This is a genomic window from Agromyces selenitireducens, from assembly GCF_052748465.2.
In genome coordinates this window covers 3665598-3687751 of sequence record NZ_CM188259.1, presented here as the reverse complement: position 1 = coordinate 3687751, position 22154 = coordinate 3665598, and the positions used below count along the sequence as shown (strand labels likewise).

General features: G+C 71.2%; 18 protein-coding genes. 8 read left to right on the top strand and 10 right to left on the bottom strand.

The genetic code is table 11. The features are described from left to right. Positions 1 to 38: 38 nt before the first annotated feature. From ACULK4_RS17345 to ACULK4_RS17330, 4 genes are all read right to left on the bottom strand, one after another. Entirely contained in the window at positions 39 to 1943 is a 1905-nt protein-coding gene (locus tag ACULK4_RS17345; protein ID WP_445963640.1) for a vWA domain-containing protein, read from the bottom strand. 62 nt (positions 1944 to 2005) lie between these two features. Beyond that, complete coding sequence (locus tag ACULK4_RS17340; RefSeq protein WP_445963639.1) at positions 2006 to 2548, bottom strand: hypothetical protein; 543 nt, start codon at positions 2546 to 2548, stop codon at positions 2006 to 2008. A gap of 102 nt (positions 2549 to 2650) precedes the next feature. Next, entirely contained in the window at positions 2651 to 3442 is a 792-nt protein-coding gene (locus ACULK4_RS17335) for a cache domain-containing protein (protein ID WP_445963638.1), read from the bottom strand. Continuing rightward, entirely contained in the window at positions 3439 to 4236 is a 798-nt protein-coding gene (locus ACULK4_RS17330; RefSeq protein WP_445963637.1) for a FadR/GntR family transcriptional regulator, read from the bottom strand. Before ACULK4_RS17330 ends, ACULK4_RS17335 begins: the two co-directional genes overlap by 4 nt. Positions 4237 to 4384: 148 nt before the next feature. Between ACULK4_RS17330 and ACULK4_RS17325 the strand changes: the two genes are divergently transcribed. The 5 genes from ACULK4_RS17325 (at position 4385) to ACULK4_RS17305 (ending at position 9324) form a co-directional block, all read left to right on the top strand. Then, entirely contained in the window at positions 4385 to 5437 is a 1053-nt protein-coding gene (locus tag ACULK4_RS17325) for an ABC transporter ATP-binding protein (RefSeq protein ID WP_445963636.1), read from the top strand. Positions 5438 to 5538: 101 nt separating this feature from the next. Further along, a complete protein-coding gene (locus ACULK4_RS17320) occupies positions 5539 to 6732 on the top strand; it encodes an ABC transporter substrate-binding protein (protein ID WP_445963635.1) in 1194 nt (397 codons plus the stop codon). 78 nt (positions 6733 to 6810) lie between these two features. Then, positions 6811 to 7764 carry an ABC transporter permease gene (locus ACULK4_RS17315; RefSeq protein WP_445963634.1) on the top strand — a complete coding sequence of 318 codons (954 nt, stop codon included), beginning with the start codon at positions 6811 to 6813 and terminating at the stop codon, positions 7762 to 7764. 10 nt (positions 7765 to 7774) lie between these two features. Next, entirely contained in the window at positions 7775 to 8575 is an 801-nt protein-coding gene (locus ACULK4_RS17310; protein WP_445963633.1) for an ABC transporter permease, read from the top strand. A gap of 146 nt (positions 8576 to 8721) precedes the next feature. Continuing rightward, positions 8722 to 9324: a nucleoside deaminase gene (locus tag ACULK4_RS17305; RefSeq protein WP_445963632.1), complete on the top strand. Its 603-nt coding sequence runs from the start codon at positions 8722 to 8724 to the stop codon at positions 9322 to 9324. Positions 9325 to 9373: 49 nt separating this feature from the next. Here the strand turns inward: ACULK4_RS17305 and ACULK4_RS17300 are convergent, their stop codons facing one another. Next, on the bottom strand, positions 9374 to 10087 hold the full coding sequence (locus ACULK4_RS17300) for a MarR family winged helix-turn-helix transcriptional regulator (protein WP_445963631.1): 714 nt from the start codon (positions 10085 to 10087) through the stop codon (positions 9374 to 9376). 115 nt (positions 10088 to 10202) lie between these two features. Between ACULK4_RS17300 and ACULK4_RS17295 the strand changes: the two genes are divergently transcribed. Together ACULK4_RS17295 and ACULK4_RS17290 are read left to right on the top strand one after the other, a co-directional pair. Beyond that, on the top strand, positions 10203 to 10823 hold the full coding sequence (locus tag ACULK4_RS17295) for a MarR family winged helix-turn-helix transcriptional regulator (protein WP_445963630.1): 621 nt from the start codon (positions 10203 to 10205) through the stop codon (positions 10821 to 10823). A 156-nt stretch (positions 10824 to 10979) separates the two neighbouring features. Further along, entirely contained in the window at positions 10980 to 14147 is a 3168-nt protein-coding gene (locus ACULK4_RS17290; RefSeq protein WP_445963629.1) for an ExeM/NucH family extracellular endonuclease, read from the top strand. Positions 14148 to 14217: 70 nt separating this feature from the next. Here the strand turns inward: ACULK4_RS17290 and ACULK4_RS17285 are convergent, their stop codons facing one another. Both ACULK4_RS17285 and ACULK4_RS17280 read right to left on the bottom strand, forming a co-directional pair. After that, a complete protein-coding gene (locus tag ACULK4_RS17285; protein ID WP_445963628.1) occupies positions 14218 to 15651 on the bottom strand; it encodes an MFS transporter in 1434 nt (477 codons plus the stop codon). Between the two features lie 131 nt (positions 15652 to 15782). Beyond that, positions 15783 to 16673, bottom strand: coding sequence for a serine protein kinase RIO (locus tag ACULK4_RS17280; RefSeq protein ID WP_445964141.1), 891 nt, complete (start codon positions 16671 to 16673; stop codon positions 15783 to 15785). 281 nt (positions 16674 to 16954) lie between these two features. Between ACULK4_RS17280 and ACULK4_RS17275 the strand changes: the two genes are divergently transcribed. After that, entirely contained in the window at positions 16955 to 18562 is a 1608-nt protein-coding gene (locus tag ACULK4_RS17275; RefSeq protein WP_445963627.1) for an MFS transporter, read from the top strand. 11 nt (positions 18563 to 18573) lie between these two features. On the opposite strand, the gene ACULK4_RS17270 is transcribed toward ACULK4_RS17275, so the two are convergent. The 3 genes from ACULK4_RS17270 to ACULK4_RS17260 all read right to left on the bottom strand — a co-directional run bounded on the left by ACULK4_RS17270 (position 18574) and on the right by ACULK4_RS17260 (position 22087). Further along, complete coding sequence (locus tag ACULK4_RS17270) at positions 18574 to 19158, bottom strand: hypothetical protein (protein ID WP_445963626.1); 585 nt, start codon at positions 19156 to 19158, stop codon at positions 18574 to 18576. Next, positions 19155 to 20474, bottom strand: coding sequence for a dual-specificity RNA methyltransferase RlmN (gene rlmN / locus ACULK4_RS17265; RefSeq protein ID WP_445963625.1), 1320 nt, complete (start codon positions 20472 to 20474; stop codon positions 19155 to 19157). Before rlmN ends, ACULK4_RS17270 begins: the two co-directional genes overlap by 4 nt. Before the next feature lie 74 nt (positions 20475 to 20548). Then, positions 20549 to 22087 (bottom strand): M1 family metallopeptidase, encoded by a 1539-nt coding sequence (locus ACULK4_RS17260; protein ID WP_445963624.1) that lies wholly within the window; start codon positions 22085 to 22087, stop codon positions 20549 to 20551. Between the last annotated feature and the right edge of the window lie 67 nt (positions 22088 to 22154).

The window sequence follows — 22154 nt, the reverse complement described above, 5'->3', positions numbered from 1 at the left end:
GCACGGTCACGCCAGGTGACGTGCCCGGCGCGAGTCGATCAGAAGCTCGTGACGAGGTCGCCGAGCACGTCCCCCACCTTGGTGGGGTCGGTCGCGTCGTAGTAGTGGGCGCCGGTCGAGCTCGAGATCGACTGGAGCGTCGTCACGTCGGCGTCGGCCCCGTACGCGAGCGTGAACACGAGCACCGGCGTGCTGTGGTGCAGCTCGTCGAGGTTCGCGACCATCTGCTGGGCGGTGATCGTCGTGGCCGCCGTGTCGTTCTTGCCGTCGCTCAGCAGCACGATCGCGTTGATGCGATCGGGGTCCCAGTCGGCGGCCTGCTGCTTCGCGAATGCGTCGACGGCGTTGTAGAGCGGGGTCCCCTCGGCCGGCTGGAGACCGGCGAGCGCGTCGAGGAGCTCGTCGCGGCTCTCTTCGATGTCGGCCACCGGGCTCACGAGCCCGGGCGTGATGGGGCCGGCGTCGACGGTGGAGAATGCGGCCAACCCGACGTCGTCGCCCTCGGCGAAGTGGTCGAGCGCCTGAGTGATGGCGTCCTTGGCCGCCGCGAGCTTGGACTGCCCGGTCGCGATCGGTTCGCCCATCGATCCCGACGCGTCGACCAGGAACAGCACCTGTGCCCGCTTGCGCACCTCGGGGAATGCGTCGTGCACGGCCGTGACGACCTGCTGGCCGGGGAAGTCCATGCCGCCCTCGGCACCCTCGACCAGCGCGCCGACGTCGGCGACGCCGGCGTCGAGTTCGCCGTTGAGGTCGCGGTACCCCGTGTCGCGCACGATCCGCTGTCCCTCCTCCGTGCCGGTGAACCGCAGGAAGTCCTCGGCGGCGGCGGTCTCGGCATCGTCGACCCATGAGCCGGTGAGCACGACGGCCGGGTTGTCGGAGACGTAGAACCCGTCGCTCGGGTAGATCGGGACGAGCTGCTCCTCGGGCGGGTCGCTCGCGACGCGGGTGACGCCGTCGCGGCTCGTGACGCCGCGGTTGTAGTCCCACACCGATTTCTCGTCGACGATGACCGCCGAGAGGAAGTCGGCGACCGAGCCGGCCTCCTCCGACTGGCGGGCGTGCCAGAGGAAGTGCTCGGGGGTGGCCATGTAGTGGCTCGTCGCGAGCTCATGCTCGCGCACCACGTCGGCCACCTCGGCGTCGCCGACCTGGTCGGCGGTGAGCTCGGCGATCGAGCCGGCGGCGGAGCCGAACGAGGCGAGCATCGCCGCCTGCCCGGAGCTCGCGATGAGCGGGCTGGTCTTGCCGAGCTTGAACTCGCCCCACTCGGGGTGGTCGAGGTCGTTCCAGACCTCGGCGTCGTCGGCGGTCGCGAAGACCTCGTCCCACGTCGGCGCCTCGTCATCCCATCCGATCGCCGTCGCGAGCGTCTGGGGCATGGCGAGCACGATGGCGGACGACCCGACGCTCGCGCCCTCCTCGGGCACGTTCGCACTGCCGCCGCCCTCGCGCGCGACGGACAGCCAGGACGAGGCGTCGGGCAGCCACACGGTGGGGCGCTCGGCCTCGTCGATGTCGGTGAAGCCGACGGCGGCGTCCTCGGCGGCGAGACCCGACTTGTCGTTCGCGGCGACGACGGTCACGCACGCGCCGTCGATGTCGCGGGGCTCGGCGTTGTAGCCCTCGGCGAGCTTCGAGACCATCTCGGCGTTCTCGAGCGACGACAGCACCTTCACGGTCGTGCAGGGCTCCGAACCGGGTTGCGTGGCGGGCTCGTCGGCGGGGAAGTCGATCGGTTCGGCCTCGGCTGCGGCCGTCGGCGATCCGGACCCGCTCTCGGCCCCGCCGAGCAGGGCCGCCGTGACGACGCCGCCCCCGATGACCACGAGCGCGGCGGTGGCGCCGGCGACCACCCACACGGTGCGCCGGCGTCGCCGACGGCCCTCCTCACGGAGGCGGCGCCGGTCGCGGCGGGCAGGAGCAGGCGAGTGGGTCATGTCGGTTCGTGAGCCTATCTCAGTGGGGCTGGACGATGACAGGGAGCCGGGGGACGGCGGGCTCAGCCCGTCGAGTTGAGCATTCCGATCAGCACGGCCGTCCACCAGGCCAGCTGAGAGACGACGCCGCTCACCACGTAGCCGACGCGCGCCGCCCGCGGCAGAGCTCCGAAATGCGCCTTCGCCGGCATGCGCGCGAGGTCGGCCGTCCACCGCGTGAGCGCGACGCCGTTCAACGCGAGCACGAGGACCGCGCCGAGCTTCACGACGGTGAGGGGCTGCCCGAGGTCCGGCTGCAGCAGCGCGCCGGTCGCGAAGAGCCCGGCGAGCCCCAGCCAGACCGGCACGATGAGCGTGCGGTCGGCCTGCCGCACCTCGCGCGCCGTGCTCCATCCGGTCGCCCAGAGCAGTCCGTGCCACTCGATCATGAGCACGGCCCCGAGGCCGACGACGAGCGACGCGAGATGGAGGAACAGCGTCGGGGTCCGGAGCCACTCCGGCGGCGAGAGCAGCGTGCCCAGCCAGACGGTGAGTGCCCACGCGGCGGCGACGCCCGCGTACGCGGCCAGCCGCAGCCGTCGCCGCCGGCGTTGCTTCTCCCTCATGGTCATCGTCACGAGCCGACCACCGGTCCCTCGTCATCGCGCCCGGGCTACCGGGCGGGCTGCCATCCGTAGCCGCTCACCCTACCGGGAGGTGGGACGCCGCTACTCGAGGACGAGCGCGAGCGACGTGTCGCCGCACGGCACCACCGTGACGCCGCCCGGCAGGCGCGCGGCATCCGTCACCCGGCCCGCCGCCTCGGCCTCTCGCAGCGGGGCGAGCGCGTCGGCGAGCCCCTCGAGGCGGAGGAGCGCGCCCGTGGCGCGGTGCGTCTCGCTCGACGCGACGATGCGGCTCGACGCGTTGACGATCGTGCACGTGCGTCCGGCACCGCGGAGGACCGGCAGCAGCACGTGCTCGAGGCTCGCCACGTAGACGTCGGCGCCCACGAGCCCGACCATCTCGCCCTCGACGCGGACGGGCGTGGTGATGGTGACGGTGTAGTCGTCGGTGCAGAGGTAGTCGACGTACGGCCCGGTGAGGTGGCGGCTCCCCGTGCGCTCGGGAACGCGCCACCACTCGAGCGTCGTGTAGTCGCGGAAGGACTCGGCATCGGGGTCGCTCACGGCGTCGAGGCGGCGTATGCCGTTGACGGCATCCGCTTGGAACGGAGAGCGGCCGCTCAGCCACCAGGCGAGGTGCCAGGGGGCGTCGACGAGGAAGCCGGGGGCGGCGACGAAGCCGGCGCCGGTGATCAGCGTTCCGGGGCGCTCGAGCTCGCCCGCGACGAGCTCGTGCACGACCGGGTCGAAGGATGCCGCGCGCGGCTCTGCCTCGGCGGCGAGACGACGTTCGGCCTCGTCGCGCCACGCGTCGATCACGGCGAACACGGGATCGATCACGTCGGCGATGCGCCGCGCGATCGCGGCGGCGTCGGTGGCCACTGCCTGGATCATGATGCGCTCCCTTCCTCGACGTGCCCGGTCGCACCGGGCCGGCCGGCCTGCGCTTCCAGACGCGCCTTCTCGTCGATGAGCCATTCGACGCACGCGGTCACGTGGTCGACGGTCGCCCGGCGGGCGGATGCGGCATCCGCCCGCCGGATCGCGTCGATCACCTCGAGACGCGACTGCCTGCTGCGGTCACGGTACTCCTGGGTCCGCAGGCACAGGAAGAGCAAAGGTCCCGTCTCGGCCTGCAGGCGGAGTTCCTCGTGCACGAGGCGCGGCGACTGGCTGACCGCGGCGACCTCGAGGCGGAACCGGCTGACGGCCCGGCGCGCGCCGCCCGTCGTCGTGAGGTCGGCGCGGGCGTCGATCTCGACGAGTGAGGCGATGTCGTCGTCGCTCGCGCGATCGGCGGCGACCTCCGCGGCCATGCCGGCGATCGCGGCGACGTGCAGGGACAGGTCGCGCAGCTCGATGCGGCTCGTCGCGCGGAGTCGCTCGTCGAGGAGCCGCACCGATGCGTCGCGGTCGTAGGTGACGAAGCTGCCGCCGTCCCGGCCGCGACGGGTGCGCACGAGGCCCTTGTGGCGCAGGGCGACGAGCGCTTCGCGAGCGGTGACGAGGGCGACCCCGAGGCGGCGGGCGAGCTCGGCCTCGCTGGGCAGGCGCTCGCCGTCGTGGAGCACGCCGGAGACGATCGCGTCGGTGAGGCGCTGCTCGACGAGTTCGGCGCGACCGGCCCCCTCGAGCGGCGAGAAGATCACGGCGCGGGCGGCGTCGGAGCGCGCGGTGGCGTGCGGCATCCGTCCTCCTCGATCGTGCGCCGCGGCGCGGGTCCCCCGGACTGGGGGAGGCTCCGTCCGCATCCGTGATCAGACCGTAACACGGGCCTATGGACTATGACATATGAAGCCATATGATTTAGCCCATCGACATCGAAGGAGATCGTCCATGACCGACCAGCAGCCGGCCATCCGGCTCTCCGGGCTCACCAAGGAGTTCGGCGCCGTCACCGCCGTCGACCACGTCGATCTCGAGATCGGTGCAGGAGAGTTCTTCTCGATGCTCGGCCCCTCCGGCTCGGGCAAGACCACGGTGCTCCGGCTCATCGCCGGGTTCGAGCAGCCGACGGACGGCACGATCGAGCTGTTCGGCGACGACGTCACCCGGCGCGCCCCGTTCGACCGCGACGTCAACACGGTCTTCCAGGACTACGCGCTCTTCCCGCACATGAACGTGCTCGACAACGTCGCCTACGGCCTCCGGGTGCGCGGCATCGGCAGGCCCGAGCGCAACGAGCGCGCCCGCCGGGCGCTGGCATCCGTTCGCCTCGAGCAGATGGCCGACCGCAAGCCCGCCCAGCTCTCGGGCGGCCAGCGGCAGCGCGTCGCACTCGCCCGCGCGACCGTGGTGCAGCCCAAGGTGCTGCTGCTCGACGAGCCGCTCGGCGCGCTCGACCTCAAGCTCCGCGAGCAGATGCAGGTCGAGCTCAAGGAGATCCAGCGCGACCTCGGCATCACCTTCATCTTCGTCACGCACGACCAGGAGGAGGCGCTCACGCTCTCCGACCGCGTCGCCGTGTTCAACAACGGACGCATCGAGCAGCTCGGCACGCCCGCCGAACTGTACGAGCGGCCGACCTCCCGCTTCGTCGCGGACTTCGTCGGCACCTCCAACCTGTTCGACGACCGCGCGTCGCGCGAGCTCGTCGGAAGCGGCGGCGTGCACTCCGTGCGCCCCGAGAAGATGACCGTCGGCGCGGGCGAGGCCGGCCCCGGCATCCGCAACGCCCCCGGAACCGTCGTCGAGACCATCTACTTCGGCAGCGGCATCCGCCTCGTGGTCGACCTCGACGCCGGCGTGCGCGTCAGCGTGCTCGAGCAGAACGACCGCAACCGGGTCCACGACGAGGACCGCGGAGACCGCGTCGTCGTCAGCTGGCACGACGACGACGTCATCGCCCTCGGCGGGGCGGACGCCGCGGAGTCCGCGCCGGCCGCCTAGGGGTCTCGGGGCGGCGCCCGGCCTCCTCGACCCGCACCTGCACCACACCGCACACCGCAACCGCACACCGCACACCACAAAGAGGAACCAGGAGAGAAACCATGATGCGCACCACGCGCACGGCGCGCCGAGGCGCGACCGTCGGCCTCGCGATCGGCTCGATCGCGTTGCTCACCCTCACCGCCTGCGGCACCACCTCGGGCGAACCCGTCTCCACCGGCGACGCGGCCACCGAACTCGGCGAGGCCGAGGGCCAGGTGTCGCTGCTCGCGTGGCCCGGCTACGTCGAGGACGGGTCGAACGACCCCGCGGTCGACTGGGTCACCCCGTTCGAGGAGGAGACCGGCTGCGAGGTCACGTCCAAGACCTACGGCACCTCCGACGAGGCCGTGAACCTCATGAAGACCGGCGACTACGACGTGGTCGCGGCATCCGGCGACGCCACCCTGCGCCTCATCGCGGGCGGCGAGGTGCAGCCCGTGAACACCGACCTCATCCCGAACTACGAGGGCATCTACGACTTCCTCAAGGAGAAGGAGTGGAACTCGGTCGACGGGCAGTCGTACGGCGTGCCGCACGGCTACGGCGCCAACCTGCTGATGTACAACACCGAGGTCTTCACCGAGGCCCCGACCTCGTGGGACGTCGTGTTCGACCGCGCGAGCGAGAACTCCGGCAAGGTGACCGCCTACGACTCGCCGATCTACATCGCGGATGCCGCGGTGTACCTCATGGCGCACCAGCCCGAGCTCGGCATCGAGAACCCGTACGCGCTCGACGAGGAGCAGTTCCAGGCGGCCGTCGACCTGCTCAAGGAGCAGCGTCAGCACATCGGCGAGTACTGGTCCGACTACCTCAAGGAGATCCAGGCGTTCGAGACCGGCGACTCGGTCGTCGGCACCACCTGGCAGGTCATCCAGAACGTGCTCGCCGGCTCGGGCGCGACGACCGAGGTCATCCTCCCCGAGGAGGGCGCGACCGGATGGTCCGACACCTGGATGATCGCGTCCGACGCGGCCAACCCGAACTGCGCCTACGAGTGGCTGAACTACATCGCGAGCCCCGAGGCGAACGCCATGGCGACCGAGTACTTCGGCGAGGCGCCGTCGAACCAGGAGGCCTGCGAGTTCCGCAGCGAGGGCTCGTGCGAGGCGTTCCACGCCGGTGACGAGGAGTACGCCTCGCAGATCTGGTACTGGACCACCCCCATCGCCGAGTGCGTCGACGGCCGCACCGACGTCGAGTGCGTGGACTACGCGCAGTGGACGGCGGCCTGGCAGGAGATCAAGGGCTGATCCCCCGCGGGTCGAGGAGGCCGCTCGTGGCCTCCTCGACCCGCACCTTCCCCATCCACCACCCGACAGGAAGCACGCATGACGACGAATGCGACGGCCCCAGCCCCGGTCAGCGACCCGGGCGCCGACGACGGCCCCCGCAACGCCATCCGGAGACCCAGGGCCACCCCGGCCCGCCGCACGTCGGTGTTCCTCAGCACCCACCCGAGGATGCGGCTCGCGCTGCTGCTGTCGGCGCCGCTGTTCTGGCTCGGCCTCGTGTACGTGGTGGCGCTCGCCGCGCTGCTCGTCACCGCGTTCTGGACGGTCGACAGCTTCACCGGCCAGATCCGCACCGAGTGGACGCTCGACAACATCGTCACGGTGCTGACCGGTTCGCTGTACCAGACGGTGACGTTCCGCACGATCGGCGTGGCGGTGCTCGTCACGATCGTCGACGTCGCGCTCGCGCTGCCGATCGCGTTCTACATGGCGAAGGTCGCCTCGCCTCGGGCCCGCCGCATCCTCGTCATCGCGGTGCTGATGCCGCTCTGGGCGAGCTACCTCGTGAAGGCCTACGCGTGGCGTTCGGTGCTCTCGCAGGACGGCATCCTCGAATGGCTGGTCTCGCCGTTCGGCCTGAGCACGCCGGGTTACGGCCTGCCGGCGACGGTGATCACGCTGTCGTACCTGTGGCTGCCGTACGTGATCCTCCCGATCTACGCCGGGCTCGAGCGCGTGCCCGACTCGCTGCTCGAAGCGTCGGCCGACCTCGGCGGCAAGACCTGGCCGACCGTGCGCCACGTCGTGCTGCCGCTCGCGATGCCCGCCATCATCGCCGGCACCATCTTCAGCTTCTCGCTCTCGCTGGGCGACTACATCACGGTCAACATCGTCGGCGGCGCGAGCCAGATGCTCGGCAACCTCGTGTACACGAACGTCGGCGCGGCGAACAACCTGCCGCTCGCGGCGGCGATCGCGCTCATCCCGATCGCGATCATCTTCGGCTACCTCGCGCTCGTGCGTCGCACGGGTGCGCTCGACAACCTCTAGGGGCGAACGGATGCGACTCTCCCGAATCTCGCGCACGACGCTCGGCGCCGTGGCCGGGCTCATCCTCGTGCTCGTCTACGTGCCCCTGTTCGTGGTGCTCGTGAACTCGTTCTCGACCTCGACCTCGCTGTCGTGGCCGCCGCCCGGCTTCACGCTCGAGTGGTGGCGCCGGGCGTTCGCGTCGGCCGGTGCGATGGACGCCGTCGGCACGAGCGTCGTCGTGGCGCTCATCTCGACCGCGATCGCCCTCGTGCTCGGCACGCTCATCTCGTTCGCGCTGCAGCGCTTCGACTTCTTCGGGCGGCAGACGGTCAACCTGCTCGTGATCCTGCCCATCGCGCTGCCCGGCATCATCACCGGTATCGCGCTGAACAACTTCTTCCGCACGATCATGGGCATCCCGCTGTCGATCTGGACGGTCGTGATCGCGCACGCCACGTTCTGCATCGTGACGGTGTTCAACAACGTCATCGCGCGCCTGCGCCGAACGGGCACCAAGCTCGAGGAGGCCTCGGCCGACCTCGGCGCGGGCGTATGGGCGACCTTCCGGCTCGTCACGTTCCCGCAGCTCCGGTCCGCGCTGCTCGCCGGCGGCCTGCTCGCCTTCGCGCTGTCGTTCGACGAGATCATCGTGACGACGTTCACTGCGGGATCGGGGGTGACCACGCTGCCGATCTTCATCCTGAACAACATGTTCCGGCCGAGCCAGGCGCCGATCGTCGCCGTGATCGCCGTCGTGCTCGTGCTCGTGTCGATCATCCCGATCTACCTCGCGCAGCGGCTCTCGGGCGACGATCAGCAGCGCCGCTGAGGCCTCCGCTCGCCCCGACCCCAGCACCCGGGCGAGTGTCCACGTCCTGCGGGTCCTGGCGTTCCGCGCCCGCATCCACTGGACACTGGGCACGGGGAGGCAGGGGTTCCCGGCAGGCTTGCGGCCGAGGTGGGCAGAATGGCGGTATGGATGCCGCGATGCCGACGTCGTTCTCCGCCGCCCTGCCCGACTGGCTCGTCTCCGAGCTGCCACGGCTCGCCGAGACGCCGCTTCCCGACGACGAGGCGCGCGTCGGCCTCGCGATCGAGCTCGCGGACCGCAACTGGCGCGCGGGCAACGGCGGGCCGTTCGCGGCCCTCGTCGTCGACGCGGCATCCGGTCGGCTGGTCTCTGCGGGCGTGAACATCGTGCTCTCGAGCGGCCTCAGCTCGACGCATGCCGAGGTCACCGCGCTGAGCCTCGCGCAGACCCGGCTCGGCCGCTGGGACCTGGGCGCCGACGACGCGGAGCTCGAGCTCGTCGTCAACTGGGCGACGTGCGTCATGTGCTACGGCGCGACCATGTGGTCGGGCGTGCGGCGGCTCGTGATCGCCGGGCACGGCGACGAGTGCCAGCAGCTCACCGGGTTCGACGAGGGCCCGATGCCCGAGGACTGGATGGGCGAGTTCGAGCGCCGCGGCATCCGGGTGCGGTCGGGTGTGCGACGGGATGACGCGCTCGAGGTGTTCCGCGCGTTCGGGGCGTCCGACGCGGTCGTCTACAACGCGCGCGGCGCGGCCGAGCGGTAGCCGGCCGCGCCGCGGCAGTCGTGGATGGCGCGGGTCGCCGTGCACGGCGTCAGCGGTCGTGGCGGTGGTGGCCGCAGTCGCGGCCGCGTCCTCGCCGGTGACCGTGGCGGCGGCCGTCGTCGTCGTGCAGGTGGACGTGGACGTGCACGTCCTCCTTCGGGCGCGCGAGGCCGCCGTGCGGGGCGTCCGCGAACCACGGAGGCACGCCCCGGCGCGCGCCCGGGCCGCGTCGCATCGCGCGGCGATCGCCGGAGCGTGGCCCGCGGCGGCCGCGCCGGACCCCGGGCTCGGGCGTCGACCCGTCCCAGCCGAGCGCGCGCGCGATGGCCTCGAGTGAGGCCACCGTGGTGACGTAGTCGTCGTCGGACACGGCTGAGCGCACGCGATCGCGCACGGCCTGCACGCGCGCGGTGAGCGCGTCGAGGGCCTCTCGGCCGGTGGCGGTGAGCGCCCAGGCACCGGGCTCCCCGGACACCCAGCCGAGTTCGACGAGGTCGTCGAGCTTGTGCGGGTGGGCGTCGAGGCGTGCGGCCATCCGTTCGTCGCGCACCTCGCCGGCGACGAGGTTGAGGCGGCGCCAGTCGCGTCGGGTGACGCCCTGGTCGGCGAGGACGGCGTCGATCTCGGCGGCGATGCGTCGGTCGACGACCCTCAGCAGGAAGCCGAGGGGCCGGTGGTCGGGCGCCGGCGTCTCCGAGTCGGGACCTGCCTGGTCGTCGTCCCGGTCGTGGTCGTGGTCTTCGAATCGTTCGTGGGTGTTCATGGGAATCCTCTCGTGGCGCCCGCGGTCGGAACGCGAGCGGTGCATGTTCGATGACATGTACATGCAGCATGACATGTAATGACAGTGCATGTCAAGTGACATGTATCCTTGTGGGGTGAGCGAGGAACGCGCAGGAGCCGGGTCCGACGATGCCGTGGAGCGCATCGAGCAGGCGCTCGCGTCGCTCCGGCGAGGCGGACGACCGCAGTGGCGCGGACCGCACGAGGGGCCGGGTGGGCGTGGCGGCCCGTTCGTCGGCGGTGGTCCCCACGACCATGGCAGGCCCCGCGAGCACGTCGGTGAACTCGGGCATGACCGACGTCATGGCCGCGGCGCGCCGTTCGGCCGCGGCGGTCCGCGCGGCCCCTGGGAGTTCCGCGTCGGACCCGTCGCCCGAGCCCGCCTGCTCGCCGCGCTCGACTCCGAGGACCGGCTGATGTCGGTCACCGAGCTCGCCGAGGCGATCGGGGTGGACCAGCCGCGAGCGAGCCGGCTCGTCCAGTCCGCCGTCGGTGAGGGGCTCGTCGTGCGCGAAGCCGACCCGGACGACGCCCGACGCACGCGGCTCCGCATCACCGACGAGGGTCGCGCCGCCGTCCGCGCCGCGACCTCGGACCGGCGACGCGCCATCGAGTCCGCCCTCGACGGCTTCAGCGACGACGAGCGCGAGCGGTTCGCCGATCTGCTCGGCCGATTCGCCGACGGACTGCGGCGCGCCCATCCTCCTCACCCATGACCGTGCTCATCTGAGCAACATGGGGGCCGCAGGCTGCACATTCGCGTGCGCCGAGTGAACGTCTCGTGACAGGGCTTCCCCGGCGTCCGCGCCTTCCCTAGGCTGACCGCGTCCGGGGGTCATGGTGGCCCCCGGTCGCGTGCCGGAGGTGCCGAGATGCAACGTCCCGTCCAACGCCTGACGGTCGGACTGACCGCAGCAGCCCTGATGGCGGTGGGAGTCGCGGTACCCGCGACGGCCGCCGAGGTCGTGCCCACCGATCTGATCATCAGCGAGTACGTCGAGGGCTCCTCCTTCAACAAGGCGGTCGAGCTCTACAACCCGACCGACGCCGACATCCCGCTCGCGGGGTACTCGCTGAGCGTCTACTTCAACGGCAACGCAGCGTCGACCTACTCGCCGAGCCTCGCCGGCACGGTGCCGGCCGGCGGAACGTTCGTGTTCGCCGACGAGGACCTCGCCGCCTACGCGCAGCAGACCACGGGTGCGAGCTTGTGGAACGGCGACGACGCGGTCGTGCTGAAGAAGGCCGACGCCGTGGTCGACTCGCTCGGCCAGGTCGGCTTCGACCCCGGCACCGAGTGGGGCACCGGGCTCACCTCGACCGCCGACAACACGCTCCGCCGCAACGCTTCCGTGTGCGTCGGCGACACCGACCCCTCGGACGCGTTCGACCCGGCCGCCGAATGGACGGGGTACGCGCAGAACACCTTCGACGGCCTCGGCTCGCACGCCGTTGCCTGCGGCGACGCGGGCCCGCAGGAGCCCGTGATCAACGAGTTCTCGGCGTCGACCGCCGGCACCGACACCGAGTTCGTCGAGATCCTCGTCGAGCCGGGCACCGACGTGAGCGGCTTCCGCGTGCTCGAGATCGAGGGCGACTCGAGCTCCGCCATGGGCGCCGTCGACGAGGTCATCGCCCTCGAGCCCGCCGACGACAGCGGCCGCTCGCTGGCCTGGCTGCCCGCGAACGCGCTCGAGAACGGCACGATCTCGCTGCTCCTGGTCGAGGGCTTCACGGGCGACGTCGGCGACGACCTCGACGCGGAGAACGACGGCGTCATCGACGCGATCGACGGACTGACGATCCTCGACTCGATCGCCGTGAACGACGGCGGCGCGGGCGACCTCGCCTACGGCGACACCGTGCTCACCGTGGCGTACGACGGGCTGGACTTCGCTCCGGGCGGCGCCTCCCGCATCCCCGACGGCACCGACACCGGAACGACCGACGACTGGGTGCGCAACGACTTCGACCGGGCCGGCATCCCCGGGTTCACCGGCACGCTCGTCGCCGGCGAGGCGGCCAACACCCCCGGCGCGCAGAACTCCCTGACGGTCGTCATCGTGCCGCTGCCCCCGGCCGACTGCAACGCGGCCACCGTCACGATCGGCTCGGTGCAGGGATCCGGCGCCGAGTCGCCCGTGGCAGGCTCGTCCGTCCAGATCGAGGGCGTCGTCGTCGGCGACTTCCAGGACGGCGGGTTCGACGGGTACTACCTCCAGGACGCCGGTGACGGCGATGCCGCGACATCCGACGGGATCTTCGTCTACGCGCCGAACGGCATGGACGTCGCCGAGGGCGACGTGGTCCACATCAGCGGGATCGTCAGCGAGTTCTTCGGCATGACCGAGATCACCGCGACGGCCAACTCCGTCTGCGATTCCGGTGCGGCGCTGCCGCCCGCGGCGGAACTCACGTTGCCGGCCACGTCGGAGCAGAAGGAGGCGCTCGAGGGCATGCGCGTGACCCTGCCCCAGTCGCTCTCGATCCTCGAGTTCTTCGAGTTCGGCCGCTACGGCACCCTGATGCTCGGAACCGATCGCCAGATGCAGCCGACCGCCGTCTACGACGCGGGAACGCCGGAGGCGATCGCCCTCGCCGAGGAGAACGAACTCAATCGCATCGGACTCGACGACGGTCGGAGCGAGGAGAACCCCGATCCCGCGATCCATCCCAACGGCGAGGAGTTCACCCTCCAGAACACCTTCCGCGGAGGCGACCTCGTGTCGGGCGCGACGGGTGTACTCGACTATCGCTTCGACACCTGGGCGGTCCAGCCGACTCAGGGCGCCGACTACGAGTCCGTGAACCCGCGATCCGACGCTCCGGAGGTCGGCGGCAACTTCACCGTCGCGAGCTTCAACGTCCTGAACTACTTCACGACGCTCGGTTCGCGCGGCGCCAACACCCAGGAGGAGTTCGACCGGCAGGAGGCGAAGATCGTGAGCGCGCTCGCCGAGATCGATGCCGACGTGTTCGGCCTCATCGAGATCGAGAACAACGGCGACACCGCCGTCGGCACGCTCGTCGAGGCGCTCAACGACGAGGTGGGCGCGGGCACGTACGACTTCGTGTCGACCGGACCGCTCGGCACCGACGTCATCACGACCGCGTTCATCTACAAGCCGTCCGAGGTCGAGCTCGCCGGAGACTTCGCGGTCCTCGATGGAACGGTGGACGAGCGCTTCGACACGAGGCGGAACCGTCCGGCGCTGGCGCAGACGTTCGCGGACGTCGAGTCCGGCGAGGAGGTCACCGTCGTGGTGAACCACCTCAAGTCGAAGGGCAGCGACTGCGACGACGTGGACGACCCCGACACGGGCGACGGCCAGGGCAACTGCAACCTGACGCGAACCGCTGCGGCCGAGGCGATGGTCGACTGGCTGGCAACCGGCCCCACCGGCGCCGAGCCGGGCCGGGAGCTCATCATCGGCGACCTGAACTCCTATGACAAGGAGGACCCGATCCAGGTCCTGACCGGTGCCGGCTACACCGACCTGCTCCTCAGCGAGCAGGGCGAGAACGCCTACTCGTACGTGTTCGACGGCCAGCTCGGCTACCTCGACTACGCCCTTGCCGGCCCGGGGCTCCTGCCGAAGGTCACCGGCGCGGCGGCGTGGGCGGTCAACGCCGACGAGCCGAGCCTGATCGACTACGACATGACCTTCAAGAAGGACGCCCAGGACGCGCTCTACGCGCCCGACGCGTACCGCTCGAGCGACCACGACCCCGTGCTCGTCGGCTTCGACTTCGTGCCGCCGGAGCTCTCGGTGACGGTCGACCCCGAGCTGGTCTTCCCGCCGGACGCCAAGTGGAAGACGGTCACGTTCGAGATCGAGGCGACGGATGACTCCGGCGAGGTCGAGGTCGAGCTGATCGATGCGATCGCCGAGGGGCACAAGGCACAGGTCGAGGTCGTCTCCGCGACCGAGGCGCAGGTGCTCGCCCGACAGGGCGCCGTGTACACCTTCGTCTTCGAGGCGACCGACCCCAGCGGCAACGCCACCACACAGGAGGTGACGGTCACGGTCGGTCCGTAGCCCCCGCGGACCCGACGGCGCGTCGTCCCGAGAGGGGCGACGCGCCGTCGTCCGTCACGGGCCGGGACGGCTACCGCTCCGTGGTCGGCGCGGACGCGGCATCCGTCACCCGCGTCGGCAGCCGCACGAACAGCATCATCACGAACCCGGCCGCGAGGATCAGCGCGATGCCGAGGATGCCCCAGTACTGCGCACCGAAGAGCGAGATGAAGCCCGCCCACGCCAGAGGCGCCATGAAGCTCGCCGCACGACCCGTCGTCGCGTAGAGGCCGAAGATCTCGCCCTCGCGGCCGGCCGGCGTCACCCGGGCCAGGAACGAGCGGCTCGCCGCCTGCGCCGGCCCTACGAGCGCCGAGAGGAAGAGGCCGAAGACCCAGAACACCGTCTTGCCGGCGTCGTGCGCGAAGAACACCACGACCGCCGAGACGATGAGCCCCGCGAGCGTCGCGAGGATCACCGCGCGCGGCCCGAACCGGTCGTCGAGCCGGCCCGAGAGGATCGTCGAGACGCCCGCGACCACGTTCGCGGCGACGCCGAAGATCACGACCTCGTTGAACGAGAAGCCGAACGTGATGCTCGCGATCACCGCGCCGAACGTGAAGACGCCCGCGAGTCCGTCGCGGTACACCGCGCTCGCGAGCAGGAACCAGAACGTCGGCCGTGACTCCCGCCACAGCCGGGCGATGTCCTTCGCGAGCACCACGTAGCTGCGGAAGAAGCCCACGCGCTCGCGGCCCGGGGCGGCCGGCGCCTCGGGCACGTTGAGGAAGATCGGCAGCGAGAACACGAGCGTCCAGATCGCGCAGAACAGTGCGACGAGGCGGATGTTGAGCCCGTCCTCCGTCGGGATGCCGAACCACCCCGCGAAGTCGGCCACGACCACGAGCGCCAGCACGACGATGCCGCCGAGGTAGCCGAAGCCCCAGCCGAGCCCGCTCACCCGCCCGACCGTTCGCGCGTTCGACACCTGCACGAGCATCGCGTTGTAGTTCACGCCCGCGATCTCCTGGAACACCGTGCCGGCCGCGAGCAGGCCCGCACCGAGCCAGAAGAACCGCCAGTCCGCCTCGACGAAGACCATCAGCGCCATGCTCAGGATCACGCCGCCCGTCGCGAGCGCGAGCCAGAACTTGCGCCGCCCCGCGGCATCCGCCCGCTGGCCCAGCACCGGTGCGAGCAATGCGATGAGGATGCCGCCGAGGCCGATCGCGAGGCCGAGCTGGGAGGAGAGGTCGGCGAGCCCGCGGTCGTACGCCGGGTCGTCGGGTGACAGCCCGGCGACCTCGGGCGCGAGGAAGAGCGCGCTCGTGATGTACACCGAGAACACGAACGTCGTGATGACGGAGTTGAACGGCTGCGTCGCCCAGTCCCACAGCGCCCACGACCACACCTGCTTCTTCGGCACGGGGCGGTCGCCGGCGAGTTCGAGGCCCGTGACCGCCTGCATCTCGGCGGTGGAGAGGTTCGGAGCGGACGGCGCCGCTGGGGGCTGGGGCTCGGTCATGGGGGAAGTCTCCCGACGTCGGGTGAACGGGCGGTGACGGCGCGCCCGGTCAGCCGATCCGCGTCGATCCCGTGCAGGCTAGCGCCTCGCGGTCGGCGGGCGATAGGGGGCACGGCCGCCGACCGCGCGGCTCAGCCGGTCACATCGGCGACGAGCTCGGCGAAGAGCTCCTCGGCGTCGCACTCGAGCCGCTGCCGCGTGAACCAGTCGCACACGTTGACGCAGTCGCGGTGCAGCAGGTCGAACCCGTTCGGGTTCGCGACCACGTCGACCACCTGGGGCAGGTCGATCGCGATCACCCGTTCGCGGTGCACGAGCAGGTTGTACGGTGAGAGGTCGCCGTGCGCGAGCCCGGCGTACGCGAGCGTGCGCATGAAGCCGGCGACCTGCTGGAAGAGCTCGCGCAGGTCGTCGCGCGACGCGCGGACCTGCGCGAGCCGGGGCGCGGCGACCCGGCCCTCGCCGATGAACTCCATGAGCACCTCGGTCTCGCTCACCTGCACCGGGTACGGCACCGCCGCGCCGAGCTCGGTGAGCCGGCTGAGCGCGGCGAACTCGGCGTACGCCCACTCGGTGCGCGCGACCTCGCGGCCGTACGACGACGAGCGCTGCACGGCGCGCACGTCGCGGCTGCGGCGCGTGCCGCGGCCCTCGGTGTACACGGCCGAGCGGTGGAAGAGCCGGTGCTCCGCGCCGCGATAGCGCTTCGCGGCGAGCAGTGACCGGGTGCCTGGCACGTCGGCCGGCGCGTTCGGCACGGCCCGCTCGATGAGCAGGAGGTCGGCCTCCTTGCCGGTCTTGACGACCCCGAGTTCGGTGTCGATCGCGGCGGCGGAGGTGACGAGCCAGTCGGGACGCGGTTGCGGCCCGCGCTCGCTGGGCTGGGTGGCCGGCCAGGTCGACCAGCGCTGGTCCTCGCCGGGTTCGACGTCGGCGAAGGCGAGATGGGCGGATGCCGCGCCGAACGGCGCAGCGGATGCCGCGCGCGATCGCGCGGCGGAATCGTCGAGTGACGACAGCATGTTCACGGTGGTTCTCCGAGTTCGTGGAGGCCACCGTCGCGGATGCTAGCGGGCGGCCTCGCAGGGAAGGGTGTCTGCGATACGCGCGACAAGGACGGTGTTCATCGCTTCACTCCTTCCGGTTTCGGCCCGCTGGCCGGGTGCTGCTCGCCCCTTCGGGCGACGGATGCCGCGTGGCGCGGCCCGCACGCGAGCATACGCCCTCACGCAGCATCCGTGAAGGCCCCGATCACGGGCCGTTGGTCCCGATCGCCGCGCCTCCGGTCGTGCTCGGATGAGCCATGTCCTCCGCATCCTCGCCCGCCGGTGCCGCCCACGCTGCGGCCCCCGAGGAGTTCAACGGCAGGCTCGCGATCCTGCTGGCGATGGCGATGTTCGTGCTCGTGGTCGACACGTCGATCATGAACGTGTCGATCTCGGCGGTCGTCGAAGACCTCGACACGACGGCGAGCGGCGTGCAGGGCGCGATCGCGCTCGAAGCGCTGGTCTCGGCCGCGTTCATCCTCATCGGCGGGAAGACGGGCGACCTCATCGGCCGCAAGCTCGCGTACATCCTCGGCCTGCTCGGGTACGCCGTCGGCGCGATCGCGATGACGCTCGCGCAGGACCTGACCTCGATCATCGTGTTCTGGGCGATCATCGGCGGCATCGGCGCGTCGTTGCTGCTGCCGGCGATGCAGTCGCTCATCCACGGCAACTTCGAGGGCGCGCACCAGAAGCGCGTCTACGCGCTCGTCGGCGCCGCTGCCGCGATCGCCGCGGCGGTCGGCCCGCTCATCGGCGGGTTCATCACCACGTTCCTGTCGTGGCGCGTCGGCTTCCTGATGGAGGCCGTCATCATCGCGGTCGTGCTGTCGGGCATCCGGCTCGTGAAGGACGTGCCGTACACCGGCTCGCGCGCGGTCGACTGGATGGGCGCCGCGCTCTCGATCGTGGGCATGGGCGGCATCGTGCTCGGCATCCTCGTCTGGCAGGAGGGCGGGGAGTACGTCGCCCTGCTCATCGGCGTCGGCGCGATCGCCCTGGTGGGGCTCGTGTGGTGGCTGCGCGACCGGAAGCGCCGTCAGCGCGCGACCCTCATCGATCCGGTGCTCTTCGATTCGAGGGTCTTCCGCGCGGGCGTCGGCGGCCAGCTCCTGCAGCAGATCGCCCTCGGCGGCACCATGATCGTGCTGCCGCTGTACCTGCAGATCGTGCTCGAGTACAACGCGCTCTGGGCGGGCATCTCGATCGCGCCGCTGTCGCTGACGATGTTCGTCGTCGCGTTGCTGGCCGGCAAGCGCGCGAAGGGGCGGCCGAGCACGATCATCCTGTGGGGGTTCGGCCTGCTGGTCCTGGGCATCGCCGCCATCATCCCGATCGTGCCGCGGGCCGACTCGGGTTGGTGGCTCGTCATCCCGCTCGTCGTCTCCGGCGCCGGCCTCGGCCTGCTCGTGTCGCAGCTGAACAACTACACGCTCTCGCCGGTCTCGAACGAACGCGTCAGCGAGGCTGCGGGGGTCAACTCGGCGGCCGGCTCGTTCGGGCTCTCGTTCGGCCTGGCGTTCGCAGGCGCGATCATGCTCGCGACGCTCGCGTTCACGTTCGGCGCGAGAACGGATGCCAGCACGCTGCTCTCCGACGACCAGCAGCAGCAGGTCGCGGCGGTCCTCGAGGAGGACGCGCAGCTGGTGTCGAACACGGGCCTCGAGGAGCTCCTCGCGGACGAGCCGGACGAGGTGCAGGAGGAGATCGTCGCGATCAACACCGAGTCGCGGCCGATCGCCCTGCAGGTCGCACTGCTCATCCCCCTGCTCGCGGGGCTGCTGGGAATCGCGAACGCGCTCCGCATGCGGCGGCTGCCCGATCCGAAGCCGTCCGCCGCAGCCGAAGGCGTGCTCGGCGGCTGACGGGGCCCGTCTCAGCCGGGCTGCGCGAGCGAGGTCAGGAAGTCCGCCGACGTGGCGAGGTAGGTCACGCCGTCGGCGTGGACGATCACGGGGACGTAGCTCGGGTCGTAGTCCGGCGGTGCCTCGAGTGCGCCGGGCAGCGGGTAGTCGGTCCGGACCCAGTCGGCCGACTCGAGCCGTGCCGCGCGATCCTGCCATGCGGCATCCGTCTCGGACAGGATCGTGAACCACACGCCGACGTCACCGCTGCCGAGCCAGGTGCACGACAGCCCGCCGTCGGCCGCGAGGTCGGCCGCGGCCGGACCGAACGGCTCGGAACGGTCGGCGCGGTACGCGAGGCCGTCGGCCTCGAGGCGGGCGGCGTCCTCGTCGGCGAGCACGTTCTCGCACGTGACCTCGTCGCCCGTGGAGGTGGTCGGGGCGGGCGCCGCGTTCGGCGATTCCGGCGTCTCCGTGGCCGACCCGCCACCGGTCTCGCTGGGCGATGCGCTGCCGGACGGCCGCCCCGTCGACGGCGCGGGCTCACCGACGCACCCGGTCAGGAGGGCCAGGACGAGGCCCGCGCCCGCGAGCAGCGGAACCGAGCTTCGGGTCATGCCGGTAGCGTACCGGCGGCCACCGCCTCGTCCTCCTCGGTCGCGACGAGCTGCCCGCAGGCGCCGTCGATCTCCTTGCCGCGCGTGTCGCGGATGGTCGTGGGGATGCCGGCGGCGGTGAGGCGGCGTACGAACTCGTGCTGCACGTCGAGCTCCGACGCGGTCCAGATCGAGCCGGGCGTGGGATTCAGCGGGATCGGGTTCACGTGCACCCACCCGTGGCCGCGCTCGTTGAGCTTGTCGGCGAGCAGGTCGGCGCGCCATCCGTGGTCGTTCATGTCCTTGATGAGCGCGTACTCGATCGACACGCGCCGGCCGGTCTTCTCGAAGTACTCGCGCGCGGCATCGAGCGCCTCGTCGACCTTCCAGCGCGAGTTCACGGGGATGAGCTCGTCGCGAAGGCCGTCGTCGGGTGCGTGCAGGCTGAGGGCGAAGGTCACCGGGATGTGCTCGTCGGCGAGCTTGCGGATGGCGGGCACGAGGCCGACCGTCGAGACGGTGATGTTGCGCGCCGACATGCCGAGTCCGTTCGGCGAGGGCGCCGCCATGGTGCGCACCGCGCGCATGAGGCGGGCGTAGTTCGCGAGCGGCTCGCCCATGCCCATGAACACGATGTTCGACACGCGCTCGGGCGTGCCGTCGTCGGCGCGCTTGCCGTGCAGTGCGCCCGAGGCGATGACGCGGTTCGCGGCGACGACCTGGTCGAGGATCTCGGCGGCCGACATGTTGCGCGTGAGGCCCGCCTGCCCGGTCGCGCAGAACGGGCAGTTCATGCCGCACCCGGCCTGGCTCGACACGCATAGCGTGATGCGGCCGGGGTAGCGCATGAGCACCGACTCGACGAGTGCGCCGTCGTGGAGCTTCCACAGGAACTTGATCGTGTCGCCGCGGTCGGTCTCGAGGCGCCGAACCTCGGTGAGCAGCGGCGGCAGCAGCCCGGCGACGAGCTCCTCGCGACCCGCGGCCGGAAGGTCGGTCATGTCGGCGGGGTCGGTCGTGTACCGCGTGAAGTAGTGGCGTGCCACCTGCTTGAGCCGGAATGCGGGGATGCCGAGCTCGTCGGCCTTCGCCTTCCACTCTTCTGGAGCCAGGTCGGCCAGGTGGGCGGGCGGCTTGCCGCGCTTGGGCGACGCGAACTGCAGCAGCGGGCGACCGTCGGCATCCTTCGCCTGCTGCCAGCCCTCGGTCTTCGGGCGCACCTGGCGCGGCCTGGTCGAGCGGATGCCGCCGGCCTGCGCCTCGCGCACCGCGCCGTCGCGCGGGGTCCCTGCGGCCTCCCCGGGGCGCGCGGGGGACTCGGGCGTGTCGGTCGGCATCCCACCAGCGTACGCGGGAGCGCCCGAGCATCGGCTGGATGCCCGGGCGCCCCGGTTGCGCCTGCTCGCCGCGGCTACGGCGTGGTCCAGGTGGCGGGGGGCTTCTCCTGGTCGTAGAGCCAGGTCTGGAAGAACGCGTCCAGGTCCTCGCCGGACGCCTCCTCGTAGACCGCCTGGAAGTCCTCCGATGTGCCCGCGGAGTCGTCGTAGCGCTCGAGCCAGAGCTGCGCGCCCTCGAAGAACGCGTCGTCGCCGACCTCGACGCGAAGGGCGTGGAGGGTCGCGGCACCGCGGTTGTACACCTGGGTTGCGAAGAGCCCGAACTCGCCTGGGTCGCCGATCTGCAGGTCCCAGTACGCCTGGGTCCGCGCCGGGGCGTACCAGTTGTCGTACGCCGTCTGCGCGGTTCGGATGCCGCGCTCCTCGTTCCACATCCAGTTCGCGTAGGTCGCCCACCCCTCATTGAGCCAGATGTCCTGCCAACGCTCAGGGCTCACCGCATTGCCGAACCACTGGTGGGCGAGCTCGTGCGAGACGGTGCCCTCGCTCGCCTGCGAGGAGTACACGGGACGGGTCTGCGTCTCGAGCGCGTAGAACACGGTGTCGTTGTCGACGATCGAGCCGTAGGCGACGAAGGGGTAGGGTCCGAACTTCGACTCGAAGAAGTCGATCATCTCGGCCTGCCATCCGAGGCTCGCGTTCGTCGTCGCGAGGCGCCCCGAGCTCAGCTTCGTGTCGACCGCGTCGATGATCGGAACGCCGCTGCCGGAGTAATAGGTGTCGCGCAGGTCGAAATCACCGACCGACGCCGTGGTGAGGTAGCTCGCCTGCTGGTCGGGCGCGTCCCAGAACCAGGTGGTCCAGCCGCCTTCGGTGACGGGCTCGCCGGCGGGAAGGCCGTTCGCGACCGCGACCTTGCCCTCGGGCACCGTGATCTCGAACGAGTAGGACGCCTTGTCGGTCTGGTGGTCGCTCACGGGGTACCACGTCATGGAGCCCTCGGGTTCGCTCACGACCATCGCGCCGTCGCGCATCGTGACCCAGCCGTAGAACGCGTCCTCGATGTCGGTCGGCTGCGTCGTCGTGCCGCCGTAGTCGACGACGACCTGCACCGCCTGACCGGCCTTGATCTTGGGCCGCGGCTGCACGGTGAGCTCCCAGACGCGCGCCGCGTCGTCCTGCACGTGCCAGAACGCCGCGCCGTCGACCTCCTCGCCGGCCACCGGCGGTTCGACGGATGCCGCGGGCTTCCCGTTCACCGTGACGGACTCCACGTCCATGCCCCGCAGGTCGAGGTTGAAGCGATCGAGGTCCTGCGTCGCCACGAGATCGATGGTCGCGACGCCGTCGAACTCGCCCTCGAGCGGGGCAGGGGCGGGCGCCGGCGGCGTGTAGCGGATGTCGAGGTCGTAGTGCTGCACGTCGTAGCCGCCGTTGCCGGCGAAGGGGAAGTACTCGTCCCCGACGCCGGAGGCGCCCGCCGTGTACCTCGGCCCCGCCGAGTCCGGGCCGTTGCCGCCCGGTGCCGCCGCGGCAGCCGACGCGCCCAATGCGCCGAGTGCCATCGCCATGGCGGTCGCGCCGCCGATCAACCTCGCCCTGTTCCGGATCATGGTCTCCCCTTCACGCCGATTGTCGAACGATACGACGGCGGCGGCCGATCGCGATAGAGCGGGAGCC

What these genes read in the sequence shown, in the direction of transcription:
- ACULK4_RS17345 (WP_445963640.1), bottom strand. Translation starts at nt 1,943, where the DNA reads ATGACCCACTCGCCTGCTCCTGCCCGCCGCGACCGGCGCCGCCTCCGT.
- ACULK4_RS17340 (WP_445963639.1), bottom strand. Translation starts at nt 2,548, where the DNA reads ATGAGGGAGAAGCAACGCCGGCGGCGACGGCTGCGGCTGGCCGCGTAC.
- ACULK4_RS17335 (WP_445963638.1), bottom strand. Translation starts at nt 3,442, where the DNA reads ATGATCCAGGCAGTGGCCACCGACGCCGCCGCGATCGCGCGGCGCATC.
- ACULK4_RS17330 (WP_445963637.1), bottom strand. Translation starts at nt 4,236, where the DNA reads ATGCCGCACGCCACCGCGCGCTCCGACGCCGCCCGCGCCGTGATCTTC.
- ACULK4_RS17325 (WP_445963636.1), top strand. Translation starts at nt 4,385, where the DNA reads ATGACCGACCAGCAGCCGGCCATCCGGCTCTCCGGGCTCACCAAGGAG.
- ACULK4_RS17320 (WP_445963635.1), top strand. Translation starts at nt 5,539, where the DNA reads ATGATGCGCACCACGCGCACGGCGCGCCGAGGCGCGACCGTCGGCCTC.
- ACULK4_RS17315 (WP_445963634.1), top strand. Translation starts at nt 6,811, where the DNA reads ATGACGACGAATGCGACGGCCCCAGCCCCGGTCAGCGACCCGGGCGCC.
- ACULK4_RS17310 (WP_445963633.1), top strand. Translation starts at nt 7,775, where the DNA reads ATGCGACTCTCCCGAATCTCGCGCACGACGCTCGGCGCCGTGGCCGGG.
- ACULK4_RS17305 (WP_445963632.1), top strand. Translation starts at nt 8,722, where the DNA reads ATGGATGCCGCGATGCCGACGTCGTTCTCCGCCGCCCTGCCCGACTGG.
- ACULK4_RS17300 (WP_445963631.1), bottom strand. Translation starts at nt 10,087, where the DNA reads ATGAACACCCACGAACGATTCGAAGACCACGACCACGACCGGGACGAC.
- ACULK4_RS17290 (WP_445963629.1), top strand. Translation starts at nt 10,980, where the DNA reads ATGCAACGTCCCGTCCAACGCCTGACGGTCGGACTGACCGCAGCAGCC.
- ACULK4_RS17285 (WP_445963628.1), bottom strand. Translation starts at nt 15,651, where the DNA reads ATGACCGAGCCCCAGCCCCCAGCGGCGCCGTCCGCTCCGAACCTCTCC.
- ACULK4_RS17280 (WP_445964141.1), bottom strand. Translation starts at nt 16,673, where the DNA reads ATGCTGTCGTCACTCGACGATTCCGCCGCGCGATCGCGCGCGGCATCC.
- ACULK4_RS17275 (WP_445963627.1), top strand. Translation starts at nt 16,955, where the DNA reads ATGTCCTCCGCATCCTCGCCCGCCGGTGCCGCCCACGCTGCGGCCCCC.
- ACULK4_RS17270 (WP_445963626.1), bottom strand. Translation starts at nt 19,158, where the DNA reads ATGACCCGAAGCTCGGTTCCGCTGCTCGCGGGCGCGGGCCTCGTCCTG.
- rlmN (WP_445963625.1), bottom strand. Translation starts at nt 20,474, where the DNA reads ATGCCGACCGACACGCCCGAGTCCCCCGCGCGCCCCGGGGAGGCCGCA.
- ACULK4_RS17260 (WP_445963624.1), bottom strand. Translation starts at nt 22,087, where the DNA reads ATGATCCGGAACAGGGCGAGGTTGATCGGCGGCGCGACCGCCATGGCG.